Below are 17,683 nucleotides of genomic sequence, written 5' to 3'. Positions count from 1 at the left end.
ATTCTCAGGTTCCCCCAATAAGCTGCACATCCGGCGCCGCTTGATCGCCTCCCATCACGCGTTGGAGCAGTTACTGGGCTGCGGCGGCGGGCATGACGGTGGACTGCACTGAGGCGCTACTAAGGAGTAGCGCTCCTGCGAAGCACAGGCATCGGAGGGACATGCCTGATGATGCCGACGCGGGGTGAGAAGCCCGCCACAGCCTCGCCTGTGGGGGAGCGAAGGACTGGGTGGCTGAGGATCACTCGGCCGGGTAGACTGGACCTGATTTCAAGCTATGTGAGACGTCACTGAAGGGTCGAGGCGTAAGGAGTCAAGGAGCATGAAGCGCCGCAAGGTCTACCGCAAGACACGCGACAAGGCGACGGGCAAAGTCCGCTCCCTGCACCGTGTCCTGGCCGAGCAGCTGCTGGCCCGTCCCCTGGCCCCCGGCGAGATCGTCCACCACCGCGACGGCGACAGCACCAACAACGATCCGGCCAACCTGCTGGTGCTGCCCAGCCAGCGCTACCACGCCCACATCGAGTACCACCTGCGCTGCGCCCGAAAGGGAATGCCCAGCCTGTTCCCCGAGCTGTTCCGCGACGTGACCGAGTGTCGTCAGGGCACGCTGTTCGAGAGCGTGCTCCCCTTCTAAATTGCGGGGACGGGCGGCCACTACCAAGCAAGCGGGTGAGGACGGCGGCTGGGAGGGATCATCCTCCCTCCTGTTGATATTTATGTAAATATCTACTATTGCTGCTAGACTATCGCTATGACAAAGCAAGCTCTCCAGGCAGTTTCAGCCCTCATCGACGCCCTGCCCGAAGGGGTGGCCGCCGTCCGCTTTTACCGGGAGTATCAAGCGGCTTTGCGGACGGGCGAGATCGTGGCTGTTCCCGTTGCCGACTCCTTCACCATCGGTTGCCGAAAATGCAAGGACGATCTGGTCAGAACCGATCTTTCCTTTGACCGGTGGTATGACAAGACGGTGCGTTCACTGGCATTACACCGGGCCAGACAGGGGGTGGTGGCCCATGCCGACGACGTGACGAGCGGCGCAGTGGACTTTGACCGGGTGGCCGCACAGTACCGTGAGCAGCTCCAGGCACGGGTGGCGGCGCGAACCGCTGTGAAGCGTCCCAAGGTCCGGCAAACGCGGTCCAAGCCCAAGCTGGGCGACGCTGGGGCCGAGAACATGGCCGCGCAGTCTCAGCCCCGTCAAGGCTCTGAGCGAGGCGCAGGTCACCCAACAACCCCCTCAACTGGCGAAGACTGATCTTGATCTAAACCATCAGCAGAACTGAGAGCTCAGGCGGCGCGCAGTGGCGTGGCAAGGCGTGAGCCGACGGTCCTATGGCCTGGCGACAAGGAAGGCTGTGAACGCCTCCGCCTGGGCAGGGAAGGCGCAAACGCCAGGGCCTTAGCCCAGACCTCGTGGGCTTGAACGGCGGTGTTGAAGTGGGGCCATGACAGGTCCCGCCACTGGCGGGAGGCCGCCCGTTGGGGTGGCCGGAAGTCTTACTTGAGGAGCGGGCGGCCAGCGGTCCTGCCAGGACCGTTTTTGAAGGTGGGTATGGGGCAGTTTCGTGTTGAGGTGCGTAAGGCAGGATAAGGGTCCGATTCCGCCCATTCATTTTCCGTTTGCTGGCGGGTCTTTTTCCAGAATCTGCCTGCTGTGAACAGATTCTGTGTTCAGCAGCTGCACAAGTGCCTCTTTAATTGCGGATATTTACGCTAATATCTGTAAGCAGGAGGCGACATGAGGGACGCAACAGAAAAGATTCAGGTGCGGGTGTCAGGAGAGGTGGCCAGCTTTTTGCGGGCCAAAGCCGCAGAGTCCGGCATGCCGCTGACCGAGTTGGGCGGGGCCTTGCTGTCCTACGCCGCCCAGGCGGAGGCGAACGAGGCGGGTGAGGCCCTGGTGCTGCCCACGGTCCGGCAGGTGATCCGACAGGAGTTGCAACAGTTTTTAGAGCGCACCTTCGACTTCCAGGTCAGAACCTACATGGAAGCTGGAACCGCGCGCCGCATGGTGCAGGCCGCCATGCACTATGAAACGCCCATGTCCGTGGAACGCATCAAGGCCATCGAGAAAAAACAGTGGAGCCAGACCTGGGCCGCCAGCCGCAAACACGTTGACGAGCTGACCACGCTGAACGAGGTGTACCGCCAGAGCGCGGGCCTGCACGCCGACAAACAACAAAGGCTCACGGGCGCTGACGAACAGGGCCTGGAATGACGCCCGTGAGGCACACGGACATAGACGATGTGCTGGGCAGCCGCAAGGCGCGGGGCAGCCGGAACGTTCAGCCGCCCACCACTGGACGGAGCCAGCGGCCAGGGCTCCAAACCGTCGTCAAAGCCCGCTACCGTACGCTTCCCGCCACAGGCGCGAATCCAGGCCGGGGCCGGGCCAGCGCCGTCCTGCGAAACATCGACTACTTCACCACCCGCCCGGACTACGAACATGCCCATCGCATCAGCCGTGACCTGGTCATGCCGGAAGGCCGCGTCAACCTCCAGGCCCACCCGGAGCAGCGGCAGGCCCTGTTCGAGCGGTTGGCGGCGGACCGGTCGAAATACCTCTACCACGTCGTTCTCAGCAGCGGTGACCGGAGCATGTCCGAAAAGGACACCGAACGCTGGGCCACAGCGCTGCTTCACGCCCAGGGTGTCAGCCGCTACTACCTGGCGGTGCATGCCGGCCACACCGGACACACCGAACATCCGCACGCCCATGTCGTCTTGCCCAGAGACACCCGCCTCACCCGTGAGGACTTCTTGGCCCTGCGGAAAACGGGTGATCTGGAGCAGCAGTTCCACAGTCGGCTCTACCGCCACCTGGAGGAGAGTTGGAAAGAAAGGTTCGCAGATCAAACCACTTCATCTGGCGGAACGCCGCGCGGCATCGAGGAGAGCGAGTCATCCGACCAGAAAAAGACCATCGACATTCAATTCGGTTGACCAGGAGGTCCATCCATGCGTTTGCAAACCATGTACGTGGACATGCGCCCCATGCTCACCAAGTGGCTGGGGATCGTCTCCACCGTCCTCTTCTTGCTGCTGATCCTGATGAGCTTGCAGCCGGACCTGAGCCGGGCCGCCGCCACGGTGAAGCGGGCCTATGAACAGAGTCACCAGGGCGGCTCATTCAGCTTCGGCTACCTGGACCACTGCTTTCGCTCCAGCGGGTGCCTGCAAACCTTTCTCGTGACCTGGAGCTGGAGCGCCCCGCTGCCGATCAAGGCCCTGCTCCTGGGCGGGCTGCTGTTCAGCGTCCTCAGCGCCCTGCTCGGTTTGGTGTGGCGGCCTGAAGTGGTGGCGATGCGCGACACCCGCGTCAACGCGGCGAAAGTCGAGGCGGCCAAGCTTCACTCGCCCACCCCACCCCGGCGCGCCCTGTGAGGGTCAACTACGCGAAGTTCATGCTGCGCTACCTGCTCGCCATGCTGGTGGTCAGCGCGTCGCTGGCGCTGTTCATGCTGGGCCTGTGGCCGCTGGCCCTGGCCTCATTGCTGGCTGGATTCTGGTTCGTCCACAACTTCAAAGACACGGTGGCCGAGCGCCGTTACGACGGCCACTTCGCCCGGCCCGCCGAACTGGACACCCTCACGCACCGTCCTCTGGAAGGAGACGGAGTGCTGATCGGGTCCGCCTACCGCACCCTGCTGGCGGTGCGGCCCGGCTCGGCGGGCAAAAAGGAACTGGGCCATTTCATGTGGTTCGGCCCCAACCGCAGCGGCAAAGGCCTGAGCATCACCTCCAACCTGCTGCAATGGCGGGGCAGCGCCCTCGTTGTGGACATCAAGGGCGAGATCAGCGAGGCGACGGCGGGCTACCGGCAGGACGTGCTGGGGCAAAAAGTGATCATCCTCAATCCCAGCAGCTTCGAGCGCAGCCACCGCTTTGACCCCTTCGCGGAGATGGAAACCGACGAGCAGATTTTCAGCGCGGCCACCGCCTTCATGTCGCCGGATCAGGACGGCGAGAACGCCGTGTTCGCGCAGCGGGCCGCTGCCGCGCTGGCCGCCATCATCAAGGCCGCCAAGGTGAACGGCTGGCCGGTCATTCCCACCCTGGACGGACTGCTGTACGACGCCGAGGGCCTTAAAGGCGCGGCCCTGAAGCTGCACAAGCTGGGCGACCGGATGGTCAGCAAGTGGCTGACGGCTTTCCTGTCGAAAGCGCCCGACAAGATGGACTGGGCGGCAGCGGAAAATGACCGCTTTCTCAAAAACAGCTGGCAGCGCCTGGTCACGGCGGCCCAGTACCTCACCACCGACGGCGTGATCCACATGACCAGTGCCAGCGATTTCCGCGCCAGGGACCTGATGGACCGGCCCGTGACGGTGTACCTGGTCTTCCGGGAGTCGGAACTCGATCTGACCCTCCCCCTGTTCAATCTGGTGGTGGATTCGATCATTCGGACCATGCTCCGCACCTATGACCTGAATGTGCCGCACTATTCGCAGCACGGCGTCAAAACCCTGGGCATCTTCGACGAGGCCTACCGGGCGACGCCGCACAACCTGCCCGACTACAGCGCCACCGTGTCAGGCCGGGGTATTTACCTGTGCATGTACGTGCAGAGCCTCGCACAGCTCGGCGAGCGCTGGGGCCGGGGCGGCAAGACCACCTTGCTCGATAACATCCACACCAAGATCTTCCTGCCATCCGTGGACCGCAACGAGTCGGACAAGGAAAGCACCGCCGCCTTCGTGTCCAACAGTTGCGGGCAGTACATGGTGGAAGACCGCAGCCTGAACAAGCAGGAACACGCGCATGAACTGTCGAGCGGCGTCCGGTTGACGACACGGGAGCTGATCACCGCCGCCGAGTTCGGCCAGCTCAAGCCCACCCACAGCGTCATCCTGACCAACGAGCTGCCGCCGATCTTCGCGCACCGCCTGGAGCCGTGGCGGTTCAAGAGCTTTGAGGTGGCTCAGGCCTTTCCCCTGCCAGAGATTGACGTTTCCGATGATCTGGAAACGCCGGAAAGGGCTGAGGTGGCGGCTGAGGCTCCGCCGGTCACGCGGGTCAACCGCGCCGCGTTGGAGCCGCAAGCGGCTCAGGTGACACCATCCGTTGGAGCGGATCAGGCGGCCACCACCCCCCAGACGGCTGATCTTGACGGGGCCGCCGCCTCCGGAAAGTCGTCCGCAGGCATGGGGGAGCGACACGAAGAGGAGCCGCTGATCGGCTTCTAGGGTCTGATGGTTGGATTGGACCTCTGAGGGGTAGGGTAGTTTCTACTCTTATAGATATTTATGTTAATATCAGTATATGCGGCGAACACAGATCTGGGGAGTCTCGGCAGGGTTATTGTTGTTCGGCACAGTCTTCGCACAGCAACAGGGAACAGTGAATTCCGGCGTGAGCCGCACCTTCAGGGTTGCCGATCTGACCGGGGACAAGTTGGGGCGGATCGTTGCCAGCACTGAGTTCCAGGTGAGTCTGACGTTGCCTGCCGAGGTGCAGAACGTGGGGGTCAATGCCGTCAAGCAAGGCGTCCTGATCCCCACTGTGGACGAGTCAGACGGGCGGGTCATCTACCTCGACGTTCTTAAAGCGGGTGGCTTTGCCACCCTGAATATTCGTCTGGTGGACCGGGGACAGCCCACCATCCTCAAGCTCACGGTGGAACTGAGCAACAAAACGGGCGGGGTGCTGTCCTATACCGTTCGGGACGATCAAACTGCCGTTGCCCCCGGCAAACCGGCCCCCGCTCCTCTGCCCAGGCCCCCAACCGCTCCAGTCAAGACGTCCACGCCTCCAGCCGTCAGCAAGGCCCAGGCGGTCCCCAACGTGCTGCCCGTGCCTATTCCGGCCGGCCGCCCAATCGCTCGCCCACCTGCGCCTCTGGCGGCCCCTGTGTTGAGTTCAGCCACGGGGAGTCCCCTGCGGATCGACCTGATCAAGGACCAGGCCGCCAGCACCCCCACCACCGACTTCTACACCTATACCGTGCGATTGGTGGAGCAGGTGGAGAACCTTCAATTCATTCTGTTGCCCAAGACCTTGGTCCGTGCGGGGGGAGGATTCGATTCGGGCGCGGTCCAACTGGAACCGAACCGGCCTGCTGTCGTGACGGCCGCTGGCCTCCGTGGCCGGATCTCGATTGACCGGCGAATGATGAACGCCAAAACCAACATCCTGCTCTTTACCTTCTCGCCGGTGGAGCCACGAACCCAGAAGGTGCTGGCGAACCGCTATGTCGGCGTCATGGTCAAGCGGTGAGGCCCTGGCTTCTCCTTTTCGCTGCGCTCTGCACCTCAGCCCCCGCAGGGGCCGGCGATGCCCCGGTGTACCGCCACCGCAACAATATCTACAACCAGACGTCGCTCACGCCAATCCCGCACGCCCGCTTTCTCAACGTGGACGCCTTTCAGAAGTTCAAACAGTGCCAGGCCAGGGGCAAAGAGAGCAGCGGGTGCGGAACGTATGAGTTCACCGCGCCTTACAGCCTGGACAGCGAAACCGTGCGGGTGGGTCAGGCGTTGAGAACGGCGTGGCAACGGCTGGAGGACCGCTACTACTGGCGGGCGCTGGTCCGATTGAACAATCCCCTGATGAACCTGACCCACTGCGCCCTGGACTGGTCCAGTGGCAACCACAAAGCGCAGGCCCCTGCCATCGTGTTGAACACGGACAATGGCATGGTTCCCACCCAGCTCGCGGGGAAAATCCCGTCGCAGCAACCGGATGACCGCCTGAAGATGGACCGTTACCGCCTGCTGCCCACTGTTCCCAACAGCGATTATTGCGGGAAGCTGGACCCGGACCCGTCCCTGATGTATCTCCCCGGCACCTGCGTCTGGATCGGCAGCAGCAAGCTCTTTTGCATCGAGGGGGACAAACCGAGCCTGAACCCGCTGGCCCCGGCCCCCCTGGGCTTCCGCTTTGACCTTGCGGACGCACGAATCCAAAAGGCCACCGGGGAAGCCCAGACGGAGTACACGGCGGATTACCTGCGGGATGTCGTCCAGGCGCTGGCCCCCAACGGCAAGTTTTTGCCGCTGCCGTGGTCCGGTTTGAACGACGCCATCGTTGCGCCGGTCATGAAGTTGCAACCCGATCTGGCCTTCCTCCAGAGCAAAGCCCAGGAGGCGGGCCAGGCGCTGGGCGGGGTGTTCAGGGCCACGGCCTACGCCTACTACTTGCAGGGGCTGGGCGGGCCGTCTGCGGCGTTGCGGGTCCATACGCTGCCCATCAACAAGGACGTGCTGGGGATTCCAAATCCGCCCGGCGTCTGGAAACTGGAGGAGTTCAAGCGGCGCTTTCCCCTCAACAATCCAGCCATGTACGAGCGCTTCGGGTACACCACCCTCTTCGAGGCGTGGAATGAGGTCAGGCCGCACCTGCTGCCCGAGGAGGCCAGCGCTAAACCGCTGCGGCAGATGATTTACCTGGCCGTGGGTAACAACGTCTTCCTCCCGTCTCCGTTCCCAGTACCCACTCCCGCTCCCATGTTGATCCCGAACTACAGTGCCGGGCTGCCCTATGCAGGTCCGCAGACCCGGTTCGCGTGGGTGAGCGTGGCCGAGGGCTATGAGGTGCCGCGCGTGAAGGGCCAGCCTGCCGCCGATTACCGGGTGGTCACCCGATGAAGAGGGGGGCCATTCTCCTCTTCGTCTTGGCGACCACCGCCGCGGCCCAGCAGCCCAAATTTGAGACCACCACCGATCTGAACGCAGTGCTAGGCCTGATGAAAGGCCAGGTGGATTTGTATGGGGACAGGTTTGGGACAGTGGCCTTTCAGCGCGGCATCCTGACCCTGGCCCAGTCCAAAGCCATTACCGTCCGGGTGCTGACCAACCCGGCCAGCGCCCCGAACATGCGTCCCCTGAAGAACGTGGGGGCCAGGGTGTTCACTCTGCCCAGCCGATTCACTGGGGGAATGGTAATCGTCCGGGGGAAGGCCGTGATCATTCCGACGGGAAATGGCTTCAATGTCCTCAAAACTACTACTGAAGTGGGGCGAATTCAAGGTTTGATGGAGCAGTATTGGACAGTCGCGAAGCTGTATTAACCGGGTGCCTGGCAGTGGGGCGGGCAGCTGTGCCGCAGTACAATGCCCAGCATGCGCCTTGCCGCCCTCACCTCCGCTGAGATTGCCGATCAGCTGGCCTGGATGCACCCCGCCGATCAGGGCGAGAATGATGATCGGCCCAGCCTCGACGAGCGTAGCGTCCTGGCGGATGACCTGGGTTGTCACGAGGAGGCCAGAGCTGCTGCCTGAGCCGCGTGGTGTGCCGAGCTGGAGCCCGAGCATCAGGACGACGCCGCAGACTGGCTGGACGTGGAGCCCTGTCCGGAAGGGGGGCAGTCTGGACTTCAGCATTCCTGCCGGTGCCGGGGCGCTGGCCGTGCGGCTGGACGAGCTGAGCCGGATCTTCCTGGCCGCCCGGTTGTACCTGTACGGCAAGGACGGCCAGCCTCCGAAGCAAGTCGTCATGCACCTGTGTGCCGAGCTGCTGGCCAGGTCGCTGGGCATCTGTGACAACACTCTGCGCGAGTGGACGGCCCAGCTCCAGGCGGCCGGTTACCTGTTCGCCCGCGCGCACTACACCACCGCCACCCTAGACGGCCAGCGGGTGACTGCCATTGACGGGATGCTGTACGCCGTGCGCCTAGTCCCCAGCCATGAAGCCCGGTTGAGATACCGCGACTACAAACGCCAGTACCGGGACTTGGACGCGGACCGAGCCGCAGGCCGCACTGCCCATAACGCGATCAGGAATGCAGAGCGGCGCTTCGAGGAAGCCAGAATTACAGAGTGCGTTGTAGACGATGAAAATTTTATTGAGGGGTCACCAGATCCCACAGGGCAGATGCAGGCGGAAATGTTCGAGCAGCTCCGACGTTGGGCCGTTATCCCCGGTAACGTGACCACCCAAAACCCGTTAAAAGCTGACCCCGCACTAATCGGCGCTGACGAGGCCGAACGGCTCTTGCAAAGCGTTCAGGACGTGGTTTATGCGCTGCCGCTGCTGCTTGAGGCGCACAAGTCCAGGCGGACGGCGCTGGTCGGCATGATGGGGGCGGCCCTGGCACGAGACCTAAAGGACCACCACAGCCGGTTGTACTACTGCAAAGTAATCTGGCAGGCTTGGCAAGCAGAGATCGAAGGACGGGATGGCTTGCAGGCGCTGGCAGCGGAATTGCAGCGCCTAGAGGTGGACCGGCGCGAGTGGAAGAGCCTCAGGCGCCCAGCAGCGTTGCTCGCGACCCGACTTCAGGCGGTGTGACTTCCAGCGCTACCTGCGCGCCGAATGCCCCATACTCCTATTACGAAGAAGGAGACTCGGCCCAGCCTGGAAGGCGCTCGGCCTGAACCGCCAGCGCGAACAGGCGCTGGGCGAGATAGTTGAGGCTGTCATTCCACACCGGGTCAGCGCCGACGTGATCCAGAAAGCGATCAGTGAGGAGCCGGCACTCATGGGCAGTGAGCGGGGAGCCCCCCCGGCTCACTGAGCCTTGAGTGTCCTGATGGCCAGTCATTTCCCCAGTATGTGCTTATGAGTTGATCTGAAAATGACGACGCTAGTACAGCGTTCAATTAAATAGACATCCAGCACGCGCTCCATCTCGTACAGGAAGTTCGCTGTCAGTTGCGCGATGCACCGTTGCCTTTTGTGGTGCAGCTGGACCGCGTTTTTTGAGCATGTAGAACACCGTCGACGGCGCAATGCCGTCGACGACATTCAATTCCACCGCTTTTTCTGCTAGCAGACGAATGCTCCACCTGGCATGACCTTCGGGGGCTTCACTGCACGCGAGCGCGGTGATGGCCGCCCGGTCCTTGCCATCAAACTTCGCGGGTCGGCCTGTATGCGGCGCATCGAACAGTGCTGCATACAGGCCACCCAGGACAAAGCGCTTTCGGGTGGACTTCACCGTCTGGACGCTGATTCCAAGGGCTTCTTTAATGTCCGAGTCGGCCATCTGCTGATGGGTCATCAGTAGAATGCAGGCGCGGGTCATGACCCGCGCCTTGCCACTCTCTGTCGTGACCAGGGTCTTCAGCGTCTGCTCCTGCTCCTCACTCAATTCCACTTTGTAGCGTAGGGGACGGCTCATACTCGACTATGACAAATTGAAGAACGCTGTACTAGTCTTGATTTACTTCTTCTTTCTTGATTGTGCTCAGGACAGCGAGCCGCCTGTTAAGCCTTGTTATCATGGGGTAAATGACCCCCTTCGAAATGGCGGTAGAGCTTTATCGGGGCGACCTCGTCGCCCGCGCTTCCCACCTCGCCAGCCTGCATCCCGAGGAGCTGCGCCGCCGCGCCGTCCAAGCCGCCCGCGACAAGGACACCGCCACCCTCTGGGCCTTGACTGAGGCTTACCTGACCACCCACGGCGTAACCGGCGCACTCGTCAGCCGGCACACCCTGCGGGTCTACGGCCAAGCCGCCCGTACCTTCATGGCCTACGCCACCGAGCACGCCGTCAACCTGCTGAACCCCAGCGCGAATGTCGGGTTGCTGTACCTGCGGCACCTGGAGGCGGATAACAAGAGCGCGTCCACCGTACGCGTGATGCTGGCCGGGGCGCGGACGCTCTACAAGGCGCTGCGCTGGTCCGGGGCGACCACAGCGGACGCCTTCGCGGATGCGAGGGCCGCTCGTGACTTCACCGCCGCTTGGGACAAGCGCCAGCCCTACACCGAGGAGGAGATCCAGAGTCTGCTGGACCACGCTGACGCCCGCATGCGGGCGCTGCTGCTGCTATGCGGGCACACCGGACTGCGGATCGGGGAAGCCCTGCTGCTGGCCTGGGCTGATGTGGACCTGGGTGCCCGCGCCCTGACCGTCAGGAATGGCAAGGGCGGCAAGACCCGACGGGTCAACCTGTCCAGCTCGCTGGTGGCTGCCCTAGAAGCGCTGGCAGGTGAGGAAGGACCGGTGATCGGCGGCGGTGCGGACGCGGCCCGTGAGCGGCTGCACTGGCTGTGTAAACGGGTCGGGGTTAGCAACAGGGGCTTCCACTCGCTACGCCACTACGCCGGAACCCGGTTGGTCCGCGAGGGCCACACTTTGGACGCCACCGCCCGCCACCTGGGCCACGCCTCGATCGAGACCGCCCGGATCTATGCCAAGTGGGCCGATGATAGCCTGCGCGAGACGCTGGACAGGTGGTAATGCCTGTTTATAGGTCAAGAGGCAAAAAGCTCTTCATTTTATTAGGATTAATAATGATTGGATTAGAAAAACTTTAGTATTAAGCCTAGATTCTATAGTGTGAAAAAGATTTATTTAAAATGACTCAGACAGCCTCAAAATTTAGTCATTTTCAGAAGATTCTAGTGCAACATCCATTTTTGATATATAATTGTAGTTTTTATCTATTATAAATTTGAAGAATTTGTCATAATCAGTAGGAGTTAGAAAGTGAAAGTGATATACTATTTCTTGCTGTTTTGAGTTTATCAGTGAGAAGTGTTTCTTCGCTGCATGAAATTTTGCTTTGTTTTCTTGAGAAGGATCTTTCGAGTCTTCGTCTGATTTTATCTCAATTACGAAAATAATGTTCCCAATTTTAATAAAAAAATCTGGATTGAAACTTCTATTTATAATAGATTTACCTTGTCGGAGAGAATATTCTATCGAGTAAAAATTATTATCCGTAGATTTTATCCAACTAGTAATTGAGGTTGCTGAAGCTTGCTGGGTCAATTTGCTCAGAAAATCTTTTTCCGGCCTACTACTTGCTATAGCAAGATTCAATGGTGTTTTAAAGAGATACCTATTTTCGATTTTATAATATGCTGATCTGGGCAAAGAGTCATCTGATTCCATTTCTTTAATGACTGCTTGTGTTACTGGATCGCTGTTTTTCACTGAATCATGATCAATAAATATCGTAGATATGCCTCTCCTCAAAAGGGATAAACTAATACTATCTCTTGGGCGACTCTCCGTTTTAATTACACGCAATTCCTTTTCTGTGTTTGTATATCTCAAAGTGGCGTTTGACCCGCTACTTATCGATCCGAAAGCTGCTTGCAAATGCTGGCGGTTAGCCTCACTCACAAAGTCACTATCCTCGCCTGCATTCCTGAGTGAGGCTCGAATCATTTTCTCTAGCCAATCCTTGTTATATTTTGATGAATAATCTGTATGTATTTCAAGATCAATACTTTGTAATTTTTTTAAAATATGATTTGCTACTTCTTCAACAGAATACATGCGATAACGTATTTTTGTTAAAGTAGATCTTCTAACATCTTCTTTATCTCCAATTCTACCATAATAAGTCTCTCGATCTAGATATTCAGATTGAGACTCCAATAAAACAAACTCTTTATTAAAATCGAATTCAGTAGCTTCTTCTATTTCTCCTAATATTGTAGTTTTCTCGTAGATAAATTGATGTATAGTAAAATTGTAATCTGGTTGTTTATCCAGAGTAAAAGAAAAAAGTTTTACCTCTGATTCTAGAATTGAGCTTACAAGATGCTCAATCCTCCCAGACCAGGAGTCATGGTTGAAGACTTTTACGATCGGACGCTCACCTTTATACTCATTAGGTACTCTAAGACCGCGCCCGAGCACTTGAGAAATAAGCAATTTGCTATTAAAAGCCCGTTCTTCATGAGGTACAATCTGAAAAACATTTTTAACATCCCAGCCTTCGGTGAGCATACTTACAGAGAATATCCATTCAATTGGATTCGTCCGTGAATCGACACTATCTAAAAGAACAACATTAGAAGCATGCTTCGGTGATGATGTTACAACAAGTATTTTATCAGACACATCTTCTCTAGATTTGCCCTCATGCTCAGCTAGGAATTTTACAAAATCTTCAGCTAATCTTTCACAACTCGTGATATCCTTTGTCACAAATATAGATAGTGGCTTTAAATTGCTGTATTTTTCCCTATTGAGCTGATGATTAGAATATATTTTTTGAAATTTTTCGTATTGTGATTCGGAAACATCTTCCGCCACATAGTCAACACCCTTAGCAAATCCCTGTTCAATTAGATCCTGCAGTGGTAGTCGAAATATTACGTCTGAAAAATAATCATTGCCGATGTAGCAAGTACCAGAAAAGCCGAGAATATACTTAAAATTGAACTCTTCATCTACTAAGAACTCTTTCCATTTTCCCATATCTTTCTCTGAGGAATTATAAACATGATGAACTTCATCATTTAAAACAAGAGTCCTTGGTCCTTTATCTTTTAAACTATCTCTGATAGAAGACCCAACACCCCTTAGAACTGCATGAAAGTTTTCTATGCAAATAGTTCCTTCAGTTATTGATTCAGTTGCGCTAATAATATGTGGATTCAATATCTGAGAATTTGTCGGAAGCAGAGAACTTAAAGAAGCATTGCCCGACAGCAATCTAAATTTTTCTAAAAGGTGCTTTTCAATTGTTAGGGAAGGACATAGTATCAGTACCCTGTCAACTAGACCGTGCGCGAGTGCTATTCGTGCAATAGCATACATCACATAACTTTTTCCTGCAGCCGTAGGTAAGTCAATTGATGCGGAGACTTGATTTGGTAATTGGAACTCAGAGATGAAGGCTGCAGACTTACCATATTTTCTCTCTAGTATTTGATTACTGACATAGTTTTCTTCAGCTAAGTCCTGTACGCTGGCGTATTGATCACCCGCAATATAGCGCATAGCGATTCTGATTGCTTCCTTCTGATATTCTCTGTCTGAACAAAGTTCTTCAATAAATTTTTCATATAAAGTATAATCATATTTTGAAGGATCTATATTTTTGCTTACATTTAGTACTAAATCCTGAATTTCATATTTTCGATGATCAATCATTGGTATCCCCTTTTCTAATCGTATTTTTAGACAACTTTGCGGGTATGTTATCCCAGTTTTCTATAAAATCTGATCTACTTTTAATCTCAGTATACTCATTGCCGAAAATATCGATATATATAATCATGCAGTGTTCACCGAGGTCTCTATAAGAGAAACTAATAGATGGTGGTGAAGTTTTTATTTCATTTGCATAAAAAACCTCATCCATACTAAATGCGGATATAGTAGAATCCGCTTCAAATTCATTTGTATAATCAAAATCTATTAATATCATTGATAGTTTATCAATATCTGAAGATTGAGCTGTATTATCAACACTTAATGCGCGACTGACGAAATCATCAATTATGATGTAAGCCTGATCACCAGCGCGAGTAAAAGTACATTTTACTCGCGGCTGATTCATAAAGTCGAATCCTACACTTTCCACGACAATATTAATTTCCTCTGAATTTATTGGCTGTTTGGGTGCTTGAAATTGTGTTAGATGTAACTCGTTGATTATAGAATAGGGGATTCGTAGTATCCAATACCGCACTTGATCTTTATCAATATAGTCATTTAAAAAAACTACACTTGCTGCTGGAGCGATGATATATATTTCATCAGTGGCTTTCCCATCAAGCGCTTGATGCAGATTATCAATAAAACCAAGATCTAAGACAGCGCCATTTCCTAGCAAATGATCAAAAATTAATACGTCGTCTCCTGATCGTTTGCCATCGAATTTGATCCCATTGACAAAATGTACGAGATCATCACATTGAAAAAGAGCCAAAGCGAAAAATCTCCAATCTCCTTCAGATAACGTCTTCAACTTCGAAAAATCATACAGACCAGCATTGTAAAGTGTGAATCCAGTATTAGATTTGAGAATTTCGCTGCTATTAATCAAGTTCAACAGGCGTTTCTGGATTGTGTAGATTGAGAGCTTGCCAACATCAATACCAATCCATCGACGTGACAGTTTTTGAGCTGTTGATAGTGTAGTTCCTGATCCGGCAAACGCATCTAAAACCAGATCACCTTCAGAGGAAGCAAGTTCAATAATTTGACTCAACAGGGCTTCATTTTTCTCGGTTGGATATTTTGTAGAGCTACTATATATTGGTACTCCTGACCATACAGTGTCAGTAAGTTGAATATCGCTCGGCGCACGCCAGTATTGTGGTTTACCGTCTTCGTCTCCAGCCCTTAAGAATTGGAGTGATTTACCAGTATCGCGCCAGTATTCTACAAGCGTCCTATCTCCAGCTTCTTGGAGAAATCTTTGATGATTTTCGAAAGCTTTTAATGCCCTATCCTCTTTCCACGTCCATTGTCCAGTCTCAGGAGTTACGCCGAGGAGAGGGTAACGCATTGTCGGCCTGTCAGCTGTGCTCCAGAATGAATGCCAGTGACCGTTTGGATTGCTCTCGCTATGTTTTCTAACCCACGATTTGGAGAATCGTGTCTTGCCACTTTTTGAATACCATAAAAGCGTATCGTGTCTTACGTTGAGTTTGGCTATCGAATCAAATTGTTGCTGTAGGTTTTTCGCTGCACGCCCCGGTAAGATGATCTCATTTCGAAAATTATGTTCACCAAACACTTCATCTGCTATAACTTTGATGTAATGGATCTTACGCTGGTCTAAATGGATAAAAATGCTGCCATCTTCTGCTAATAGATTTCTCAGTAGGATTAACCTTTTTCGAATAAATTCAATAAATTTAGCGCCTGCAATTTTGTCTTGATAAGCTTTCTCCTCTTTGGAAGCTTTAAAATCTTGTCTAGTAGCGAAGGGGGGATCAATGTAAATGAGCTTTACCCCCGATGTGCCATCGGCGCTACTAATCTCGCCACGCTCTTTCATTTTGACTAGCGTCTTAAGAGACTGTAAGTTATCTCCGAAGATTAATTTGTTTCTCCAGTCTTCGTCGACTTCCCCATAATGGCGAATTGCCTGCATTGGAATGGCTAAAGTATCAATAATTATTTCTTCTTCTCTTATTTTGTTGGCATACGTCAATTCATATTCTCGTCGTTCTGGCCGAAATAATATATCTTTATATTCAGTTGGAACGTCGTTACCATCATTCAGTAATTTGATCAGCGTTCTTCTATCTAAATCTGAAAGCTTTGACACTAGAGATCCCCTTTAAAGCTATTGATATTATTGCCTATTTTTAAGATAACACGTCATGTATTAGCCGGACTAGTCGGTCATTGCGTATTTAGCTTATCGAAAAAATTTCGGATTGCTAGCACTTCCGTCTAACCGTCACTTCCGGCAGTTTTTTAGTAGGCTACCCCTATGCAACGAATCGCCATTACCTCTGAGAAGGGCGGCGTCGGCAAATCCACGCTGGCCTTCAATCTAGCGGGTGCGCTGTCCGAGCGCGGTTCCGTCGCCCTGGTGGACGAGGACACCCGCGTGCGTTCCTGCCTCCAGTGGGCTGAGCTGGCTCCCCTGCCCTTCGACGTGCTGTCACCAGAGGCTGCCGCCCAGGGCCTGAAACTGCTGGCCTTCCTGATCGTGGACAGCGAGGGGCGGCCCTCGCTGGACGATCTGCGCGAGCTGGCCCGGACCTTCGAGTTGGTGCTGATCCCCTGTGGCGTCTCTCGGCTGGAGATCCAGTCCACCCTTAACCTGTGGCGACAACTGCGGGCAGGGGGCGAGCTGGAAGCGGTGCGGGTGGTGATCACTAAAGCCCCGCCTGTGGGCCGGGTGGGTCAGGAGGCCCGTGACGCACTCAGGAGGGCAGGTGTGACCTGTCTGGAGACGGTGGTGCGCCGGTACACCGCCCACGAGCGGGCCGCCGAGGCGGGCGGACTGGTGCGCGACGTGCGGGACCCGCGCGCGGGGGAAGCCTGGGCCGACATTCAGGGCGTGGCCCGCGAGGTGGCATCGTGACCTCTTCCAAACCATCCAAGGGCCGATTCAGCTACGCCACTTCAGGCGAGCCGCAGAAGCCGGAAGAGTTAGCGAAGACGGGAGTGCTAGCACAGAGACGAGACACGCCGAAACAAATGGAAACAACCTCCCAGCGCCCCAATCCACCTGAGATTAACTCCCGGCAGGCCCTCAAGAACCCGGCCGCCTACGCCCTGCCCCCCCAGCGCAAGGGCCGACGTGGAGACGACGGTGGACCCAAACGCACCGATGTTCCCCGCGAGCAGCTAAATGTACGGATCAGACCCGAGCTAAAGCGAGCGGCGGCGGGCCTGGCCGGTCTTCAAGGGATGACCTTAGGCGATGTCGTCGAGGCGGCACTGATCGAATACCTGAAGGCCGCGCAGGAGGAGGAGCGCCTGTCTCTCTGAAGGAAGCCAGGTCTTAGCACACTGTGAATGCACCAGCACGGGCTGGAGTTTTGGTGTTCCTACCTGTCAGCGCGGTGGGGCGGCCACTTCCCGCCCAGAAGGGCGCTGGGCGATGCTCAGGCCGCAGGGCCGCTCTGAGCTGGTCTGACCGTCCAGATGCTCTCCCAGGCAGCGCGGGCGCGGGCGGAGGTCTCGTGGTGTGGGGCGGCCCGCTCCAGGGCTTGCCCGACACCGTGCCGCGCCTCCAGCAGGCGCGGCGATGGCCACCAGAACTTGCGACCGCTTAGGGTCCAGGAGTCTGCGGGCAGACTCCTGGACAGACAGGAAGGCCGCTGTCTGCTCTGGCCTCGGCAAGGCGTGGTAGAGAGTCACTGTCGGCCAGGTGTAGAGGTTCGCTTCCAAGCGGTGTAGGCGGCGGCCGTGGGCCTCTGAAATTGGGCAGAAGGCTGGAGCAATGGCGCGCAGGCACGTGGTCTATTGCGGCACGTTCCCAGTCCTTTATTGATACCGGCATAAGTTGGAATCCATCAGTTGGCGAGGCAGGTCAATGTACCGGACCCGCTGCCAGGCGACCACAAGCTTCGCCTTCAGCA

17 protein-coding genes are annotated in these 17,683 nt (G+C 55.9%); 14 read left to right on the top strand and 3 right to left on the bottom strand.

The window, feature by feature from the left end; translation table 11 throughout:
* The first annotated feature begins 322 nt into the window (after positions 1 to 322).
* The 11 genes from HNQ08_RS22965 to HNQ08_RS22915 all read left to right on the top strand — a co-directional run bounded on the left by HNQ08_RS22965 (position 323) and on the right by HNQ08_RS22915 (position 9,230).
* Positions 323 to 637, top strand: a complete 315-nt coding sequence (locus tag HNQ08_RS22965) for an HNH endonuclease (RefSeq protein WP_184137286.1) — start codon at positions 323 to 325, stop codon at positions 635 to 637.
* Between the two features lie 117 nt (positions 638 to 754).
* The gene (locus HNQ08_RS22960; RefSeq protein WP_184137284.1) at positions 755 to 1,258 is read left to right on the top strand and encodes a hypothetical protein; all 504 of its coding nucleotides are present in this window, start codon (positions 755 to 757) and stop codon (positions 1,256 to 1,258) included.
* A gap of 483 nt (positions 1,259 to 1,741) precedes the next feature.
* On the top strand, positions 1,742 to 2,221 hold the full coding sequence (locus HNQ08_RS22955; protein WP_184137282.1) for a hypothetical protein: 480 nt from the start codon (positions 1,742 to 1,744) through the stop codon (positions 2,219 to 2,221).
* Between the two features lie 5 nt (positions 2,222 to 2,226).
* Entirely contained in the window at positions 2,227 to 2,946 is a 720-nt protein-coding gene (locus HNQ08_RS22950) for a hypothetical protein (RefSeq protein WP_184137280.1), read from the top strand.
* A gap of 15 nt (positions 2,947 to 2,961) precedes the next feature.
* On the top strand, positions 2,962 to 3,387 hold the full coding sequence (locus tag HNQ08_RS22945) for a hypothetical protein (RefSeq protein WP_184137277.1): 426 nt from the start codon (positions 2,962 to 2,964) through the stop codon (positions 3,385 to 3,387).
* The gene (locus HNQ08_RS22940) at positions 3,384 to 5,189 is read left to right on the top strand and encodes a type IV secretory system conjugative DNA transfer family protein (RefSeq protein ID WP_184137275.1); all 1,806 of its coding nucleotides are present in this window, start codon (positions 3,384 to 3,386) and stop codon (positions 5,187 to 5,189) included. The genes HNQ08_RS22945 and HNQ08_RS22940 overlap by 4 nt, the downstream gene beginning before the upstream one ends.
* 76 nt (positions 5,190 to 5,265) lie before the next feature.
* Positions 5,266 to 6,219: a hypothetical protein gene (locus HNQ08_RS22935; RefSeq protein ID WP_184137273.1), complete on the top strand. Its 954-nt coding sequence runs from the start codon at positions 5,266 to 5,268 to the stop codon at positions 6,217 to 6,219.
* A gap of 65 nt (positions 6,220 to 6,284) precedes the next feature.
* Entirely contained in the window at positions 6,285 to 7,589 is a 1,305-nt protein-coding gene (locus HNQ08_RS22930; RefSeq protein WP_184137271.1) for a hypothetical protein, read from the top strand.
* A gap of 26 nt (positions 7,590 to 7,615) precedes the next feature.
* On the top strand, positions 7,616 to 8,011 hold the full coding sequence (locus HNQ08_RS22925; protein ID WP_184137269.1) for a hypothetical protein: 396 nt from the start codon (positions 7,616 to 7,618) through the stop codon (positions 8,009 to 8,011).
* A 51-nt stretch (positions 8,012 to 8,062) separates the two neighbouring features.
* Complete coding sequence (locus tag HNQ08_RS22920) at positions 8,063 to 8,221, top strand: hypothetical protein (protein ID WP_184137267.1); 159 nt, start codon at positions 8,063 to 8,065, stop codon at positions 8,219 to 8,221.
* A complete protein-coding gene (locus HNQ08_RS22915; protein WP_184137265.1) occupies positions 8,181 to 9,230 on the top strand; it encodes a hypothetical protein in 1,050 nt (349 codons plus the stop codon). Before HNQ08_RS22920 ends, HNQ08_RS22915 begins: the two co-directional genes overlap by 41 nt.
* A 307-nt stretch (positions 9,231 to 9,537) precedes the next feature.
* Here HNQ08_RS22915 and HNQ08_RS22910 read toward each other — a convergent pair whose 3' ends face one another.
* Positions 9,538 to 10,062, bottom strand: a complete 525-nt coding sequence (locus HNQ08_RS22910) for a helix-turn-helix domain-containing protein (RefSeq protein ID WP_184137263.1) — start codon at positions 10,060 to 10,062, stop codon at positions 9,538 to 9,540.
* A 110-nt stretch (positions 10,063 to 10,172) separates the two neighbouring features.
* Here HNQ08_RS22910 and HNQ08_RS22905 point away from each other — a divergent pair, with 110 nt between their 5' ends.
* Positions 10,173 to 11,126, top strand: a complete 954-nt coding sequence (locus HNQ08_RS22905) for a tyrosine-type recombinase/integrase (protein WP_229790188.1) — start codon at positions 10,173 to 10,175, stop codon at positions 11,124 to 11,126.
* 141 nt (positions 11,127 to 11,267) lie between these two features.
* Here HNQ08_RS22905 and HNQ08_RS22900 read toward each other — a convergent pair whose 3' ends face one another.
* Positions 11,268 to 13,781 carry a DEAD/DEAH box helicase family protein gene (locus HNQ08_RS22900; protein WP_184137261.1) on the bottom strand — a complete coding sequence of 838 codons (2,514 nt, stop codon included), beginning with the start codon at positions 13,779 to 13,781 and terminating at the stop codon, positions 11,268 to 11,270.
* The gene (locus tag HNQ08_RS22895) at positions 13,774 to 15,912 is read right to left on the bottom strand and encodes a DNA methyltransferase (RefSeq protein ID WP_184137259.1); all 2,139 of its coding nucleotides are present in this window, start codon (positions 15,910 to 15,912) and stop codon (positions 13,774 to 13,776) included. Before HNQ08_RS22895 ends, HNQ08_RS22900 begins: the two co-directional genes overlap by 8 nt.
* Positions 15,913 to 16,080: 168 nt before the next feature.
* Here HNQ08_RS22895 and HNQ08_RS22890 point away from each other — a divergent pair, with 168 nt between their 5' ends.
* Together HNQ08_RS22890 and HNQ08_RS22885 are read left to right on the top strand one after the other, a co-directional pair.
* Positions 16,081 to 16,680, top strand: coding sequence for a ParA family protein (locus HNQ08_RS22890; protein ID WP_184137257.1), 600 nt, complete (start codon positions 16,081 to 16,083; stop codon positions 16,678 to 16,680).
* Positions 16,677 to 17,090 carry a hypothetical protein gene (locus tag HNQ08_RS22885; protein ID WP_184137255.1) on the top strand — a complete coding sequence of 138 codons (414 nt, stop codon included), beginning with the start codon at positions 16,677 to 16,679 and terminating at the stop codon, positions 17,088 to 17,090. The genes HNQ08_RS22890 and HNQ08_RS22885 overlap by 4 nt, the downstream gene beginning before the upstream one ends.
* Positions 17,091 to 17,683: the final 593 nt, after the last annotated feature.

Source organism: Deinococcus humi, assembly GCF_014201875.1.
Taxonomy (GTDB): Bacteria; Deinococcota; Deinococci; order Deinococcales; family Deinococcaceae; genus Deinococcus; species Deinococcus humi.
Note: the sequence above shows the minus strand (reverse complement) of the source record. Positions and strands in the feature narration are given on the sequence as shown.

Coding starts and splice junctions, on each gene's coding strand:
- HNQ08_RS22965 (WP_184137286.1), top strand. CDS start 323: ATGAAGCGCCGCAAGGTCTACCGCAAGACACGCGACAAGGCGACGGGC.
- HNQ08_RS22960 (WP_184137284.1), top strand. CDS start 755: ATGACAAAGCAAGCTCTCCAGGCAGTTTCAGCCCTCATCGACGCCCTG.
- HNQ08_RS22955 (WP_184137282.1), top strand. CDS start 1,742: ATGAGGGACGCAACAGAAAAGATTCAGGTGCGGGTGTCAGGAGAGGTG.
- HNQ08_RS22945 (WP_184137277.1), top strand. CDS start 2,962: ATGCGTTTGCAAACCATGTACGTGGACATGCGCCCCATGCTCACCAAG.
- HNQ08_RS22935 (WP_184137273.1), top strand. CDS start 5,266: ATGCGGCGAACACAGATCTGGGGAGTCTCGGCAGGGTTATTGTTGTTC.
- HNQ08_RS22920 (WP_184137267.1), top strand. CDS start 8,063: ATGCGCCTTGCCGCCCTCACCTCCGCTGAGATTGCCGATCAGCTGGCC.
- HNQ08_RS22915 (WP_184137265.1), top strand. CDS start 8,181: ATGACCTGGGTTGTCACGAGGAGGCCAGAGCTGCTGCCTGAGCCGCGT.
- HNQ08_RS22910 (WP_184137263.1), bottom strand. CDS start 10,062: ATGAGCCGTCCCCTACGCTACAAAGTGGAATTGAGTGAGGAGCAGGAG.
- HNQ08_RS22905 (WP_229790188.1), top strand. CDS start 10,173: ATGACCCCCTTCGAAATGGCGGTAGAGCTTTATCGGGGCGACCTCGTC.
- HNQ08_RS22900 (WP_184137261.1), bottom strand. CDS start 13,781: ATGATTGATCATCGAAAATATGAAATTCAGGATTTAGTACTAAATGTA.
- HNQ08_RS22890 (WP_184137257.1), top strand. CDS start 16,081: ATGCAACGAATCGCCATTACCTCTGAGAAGGGCGGCGTCGGCAAATCC.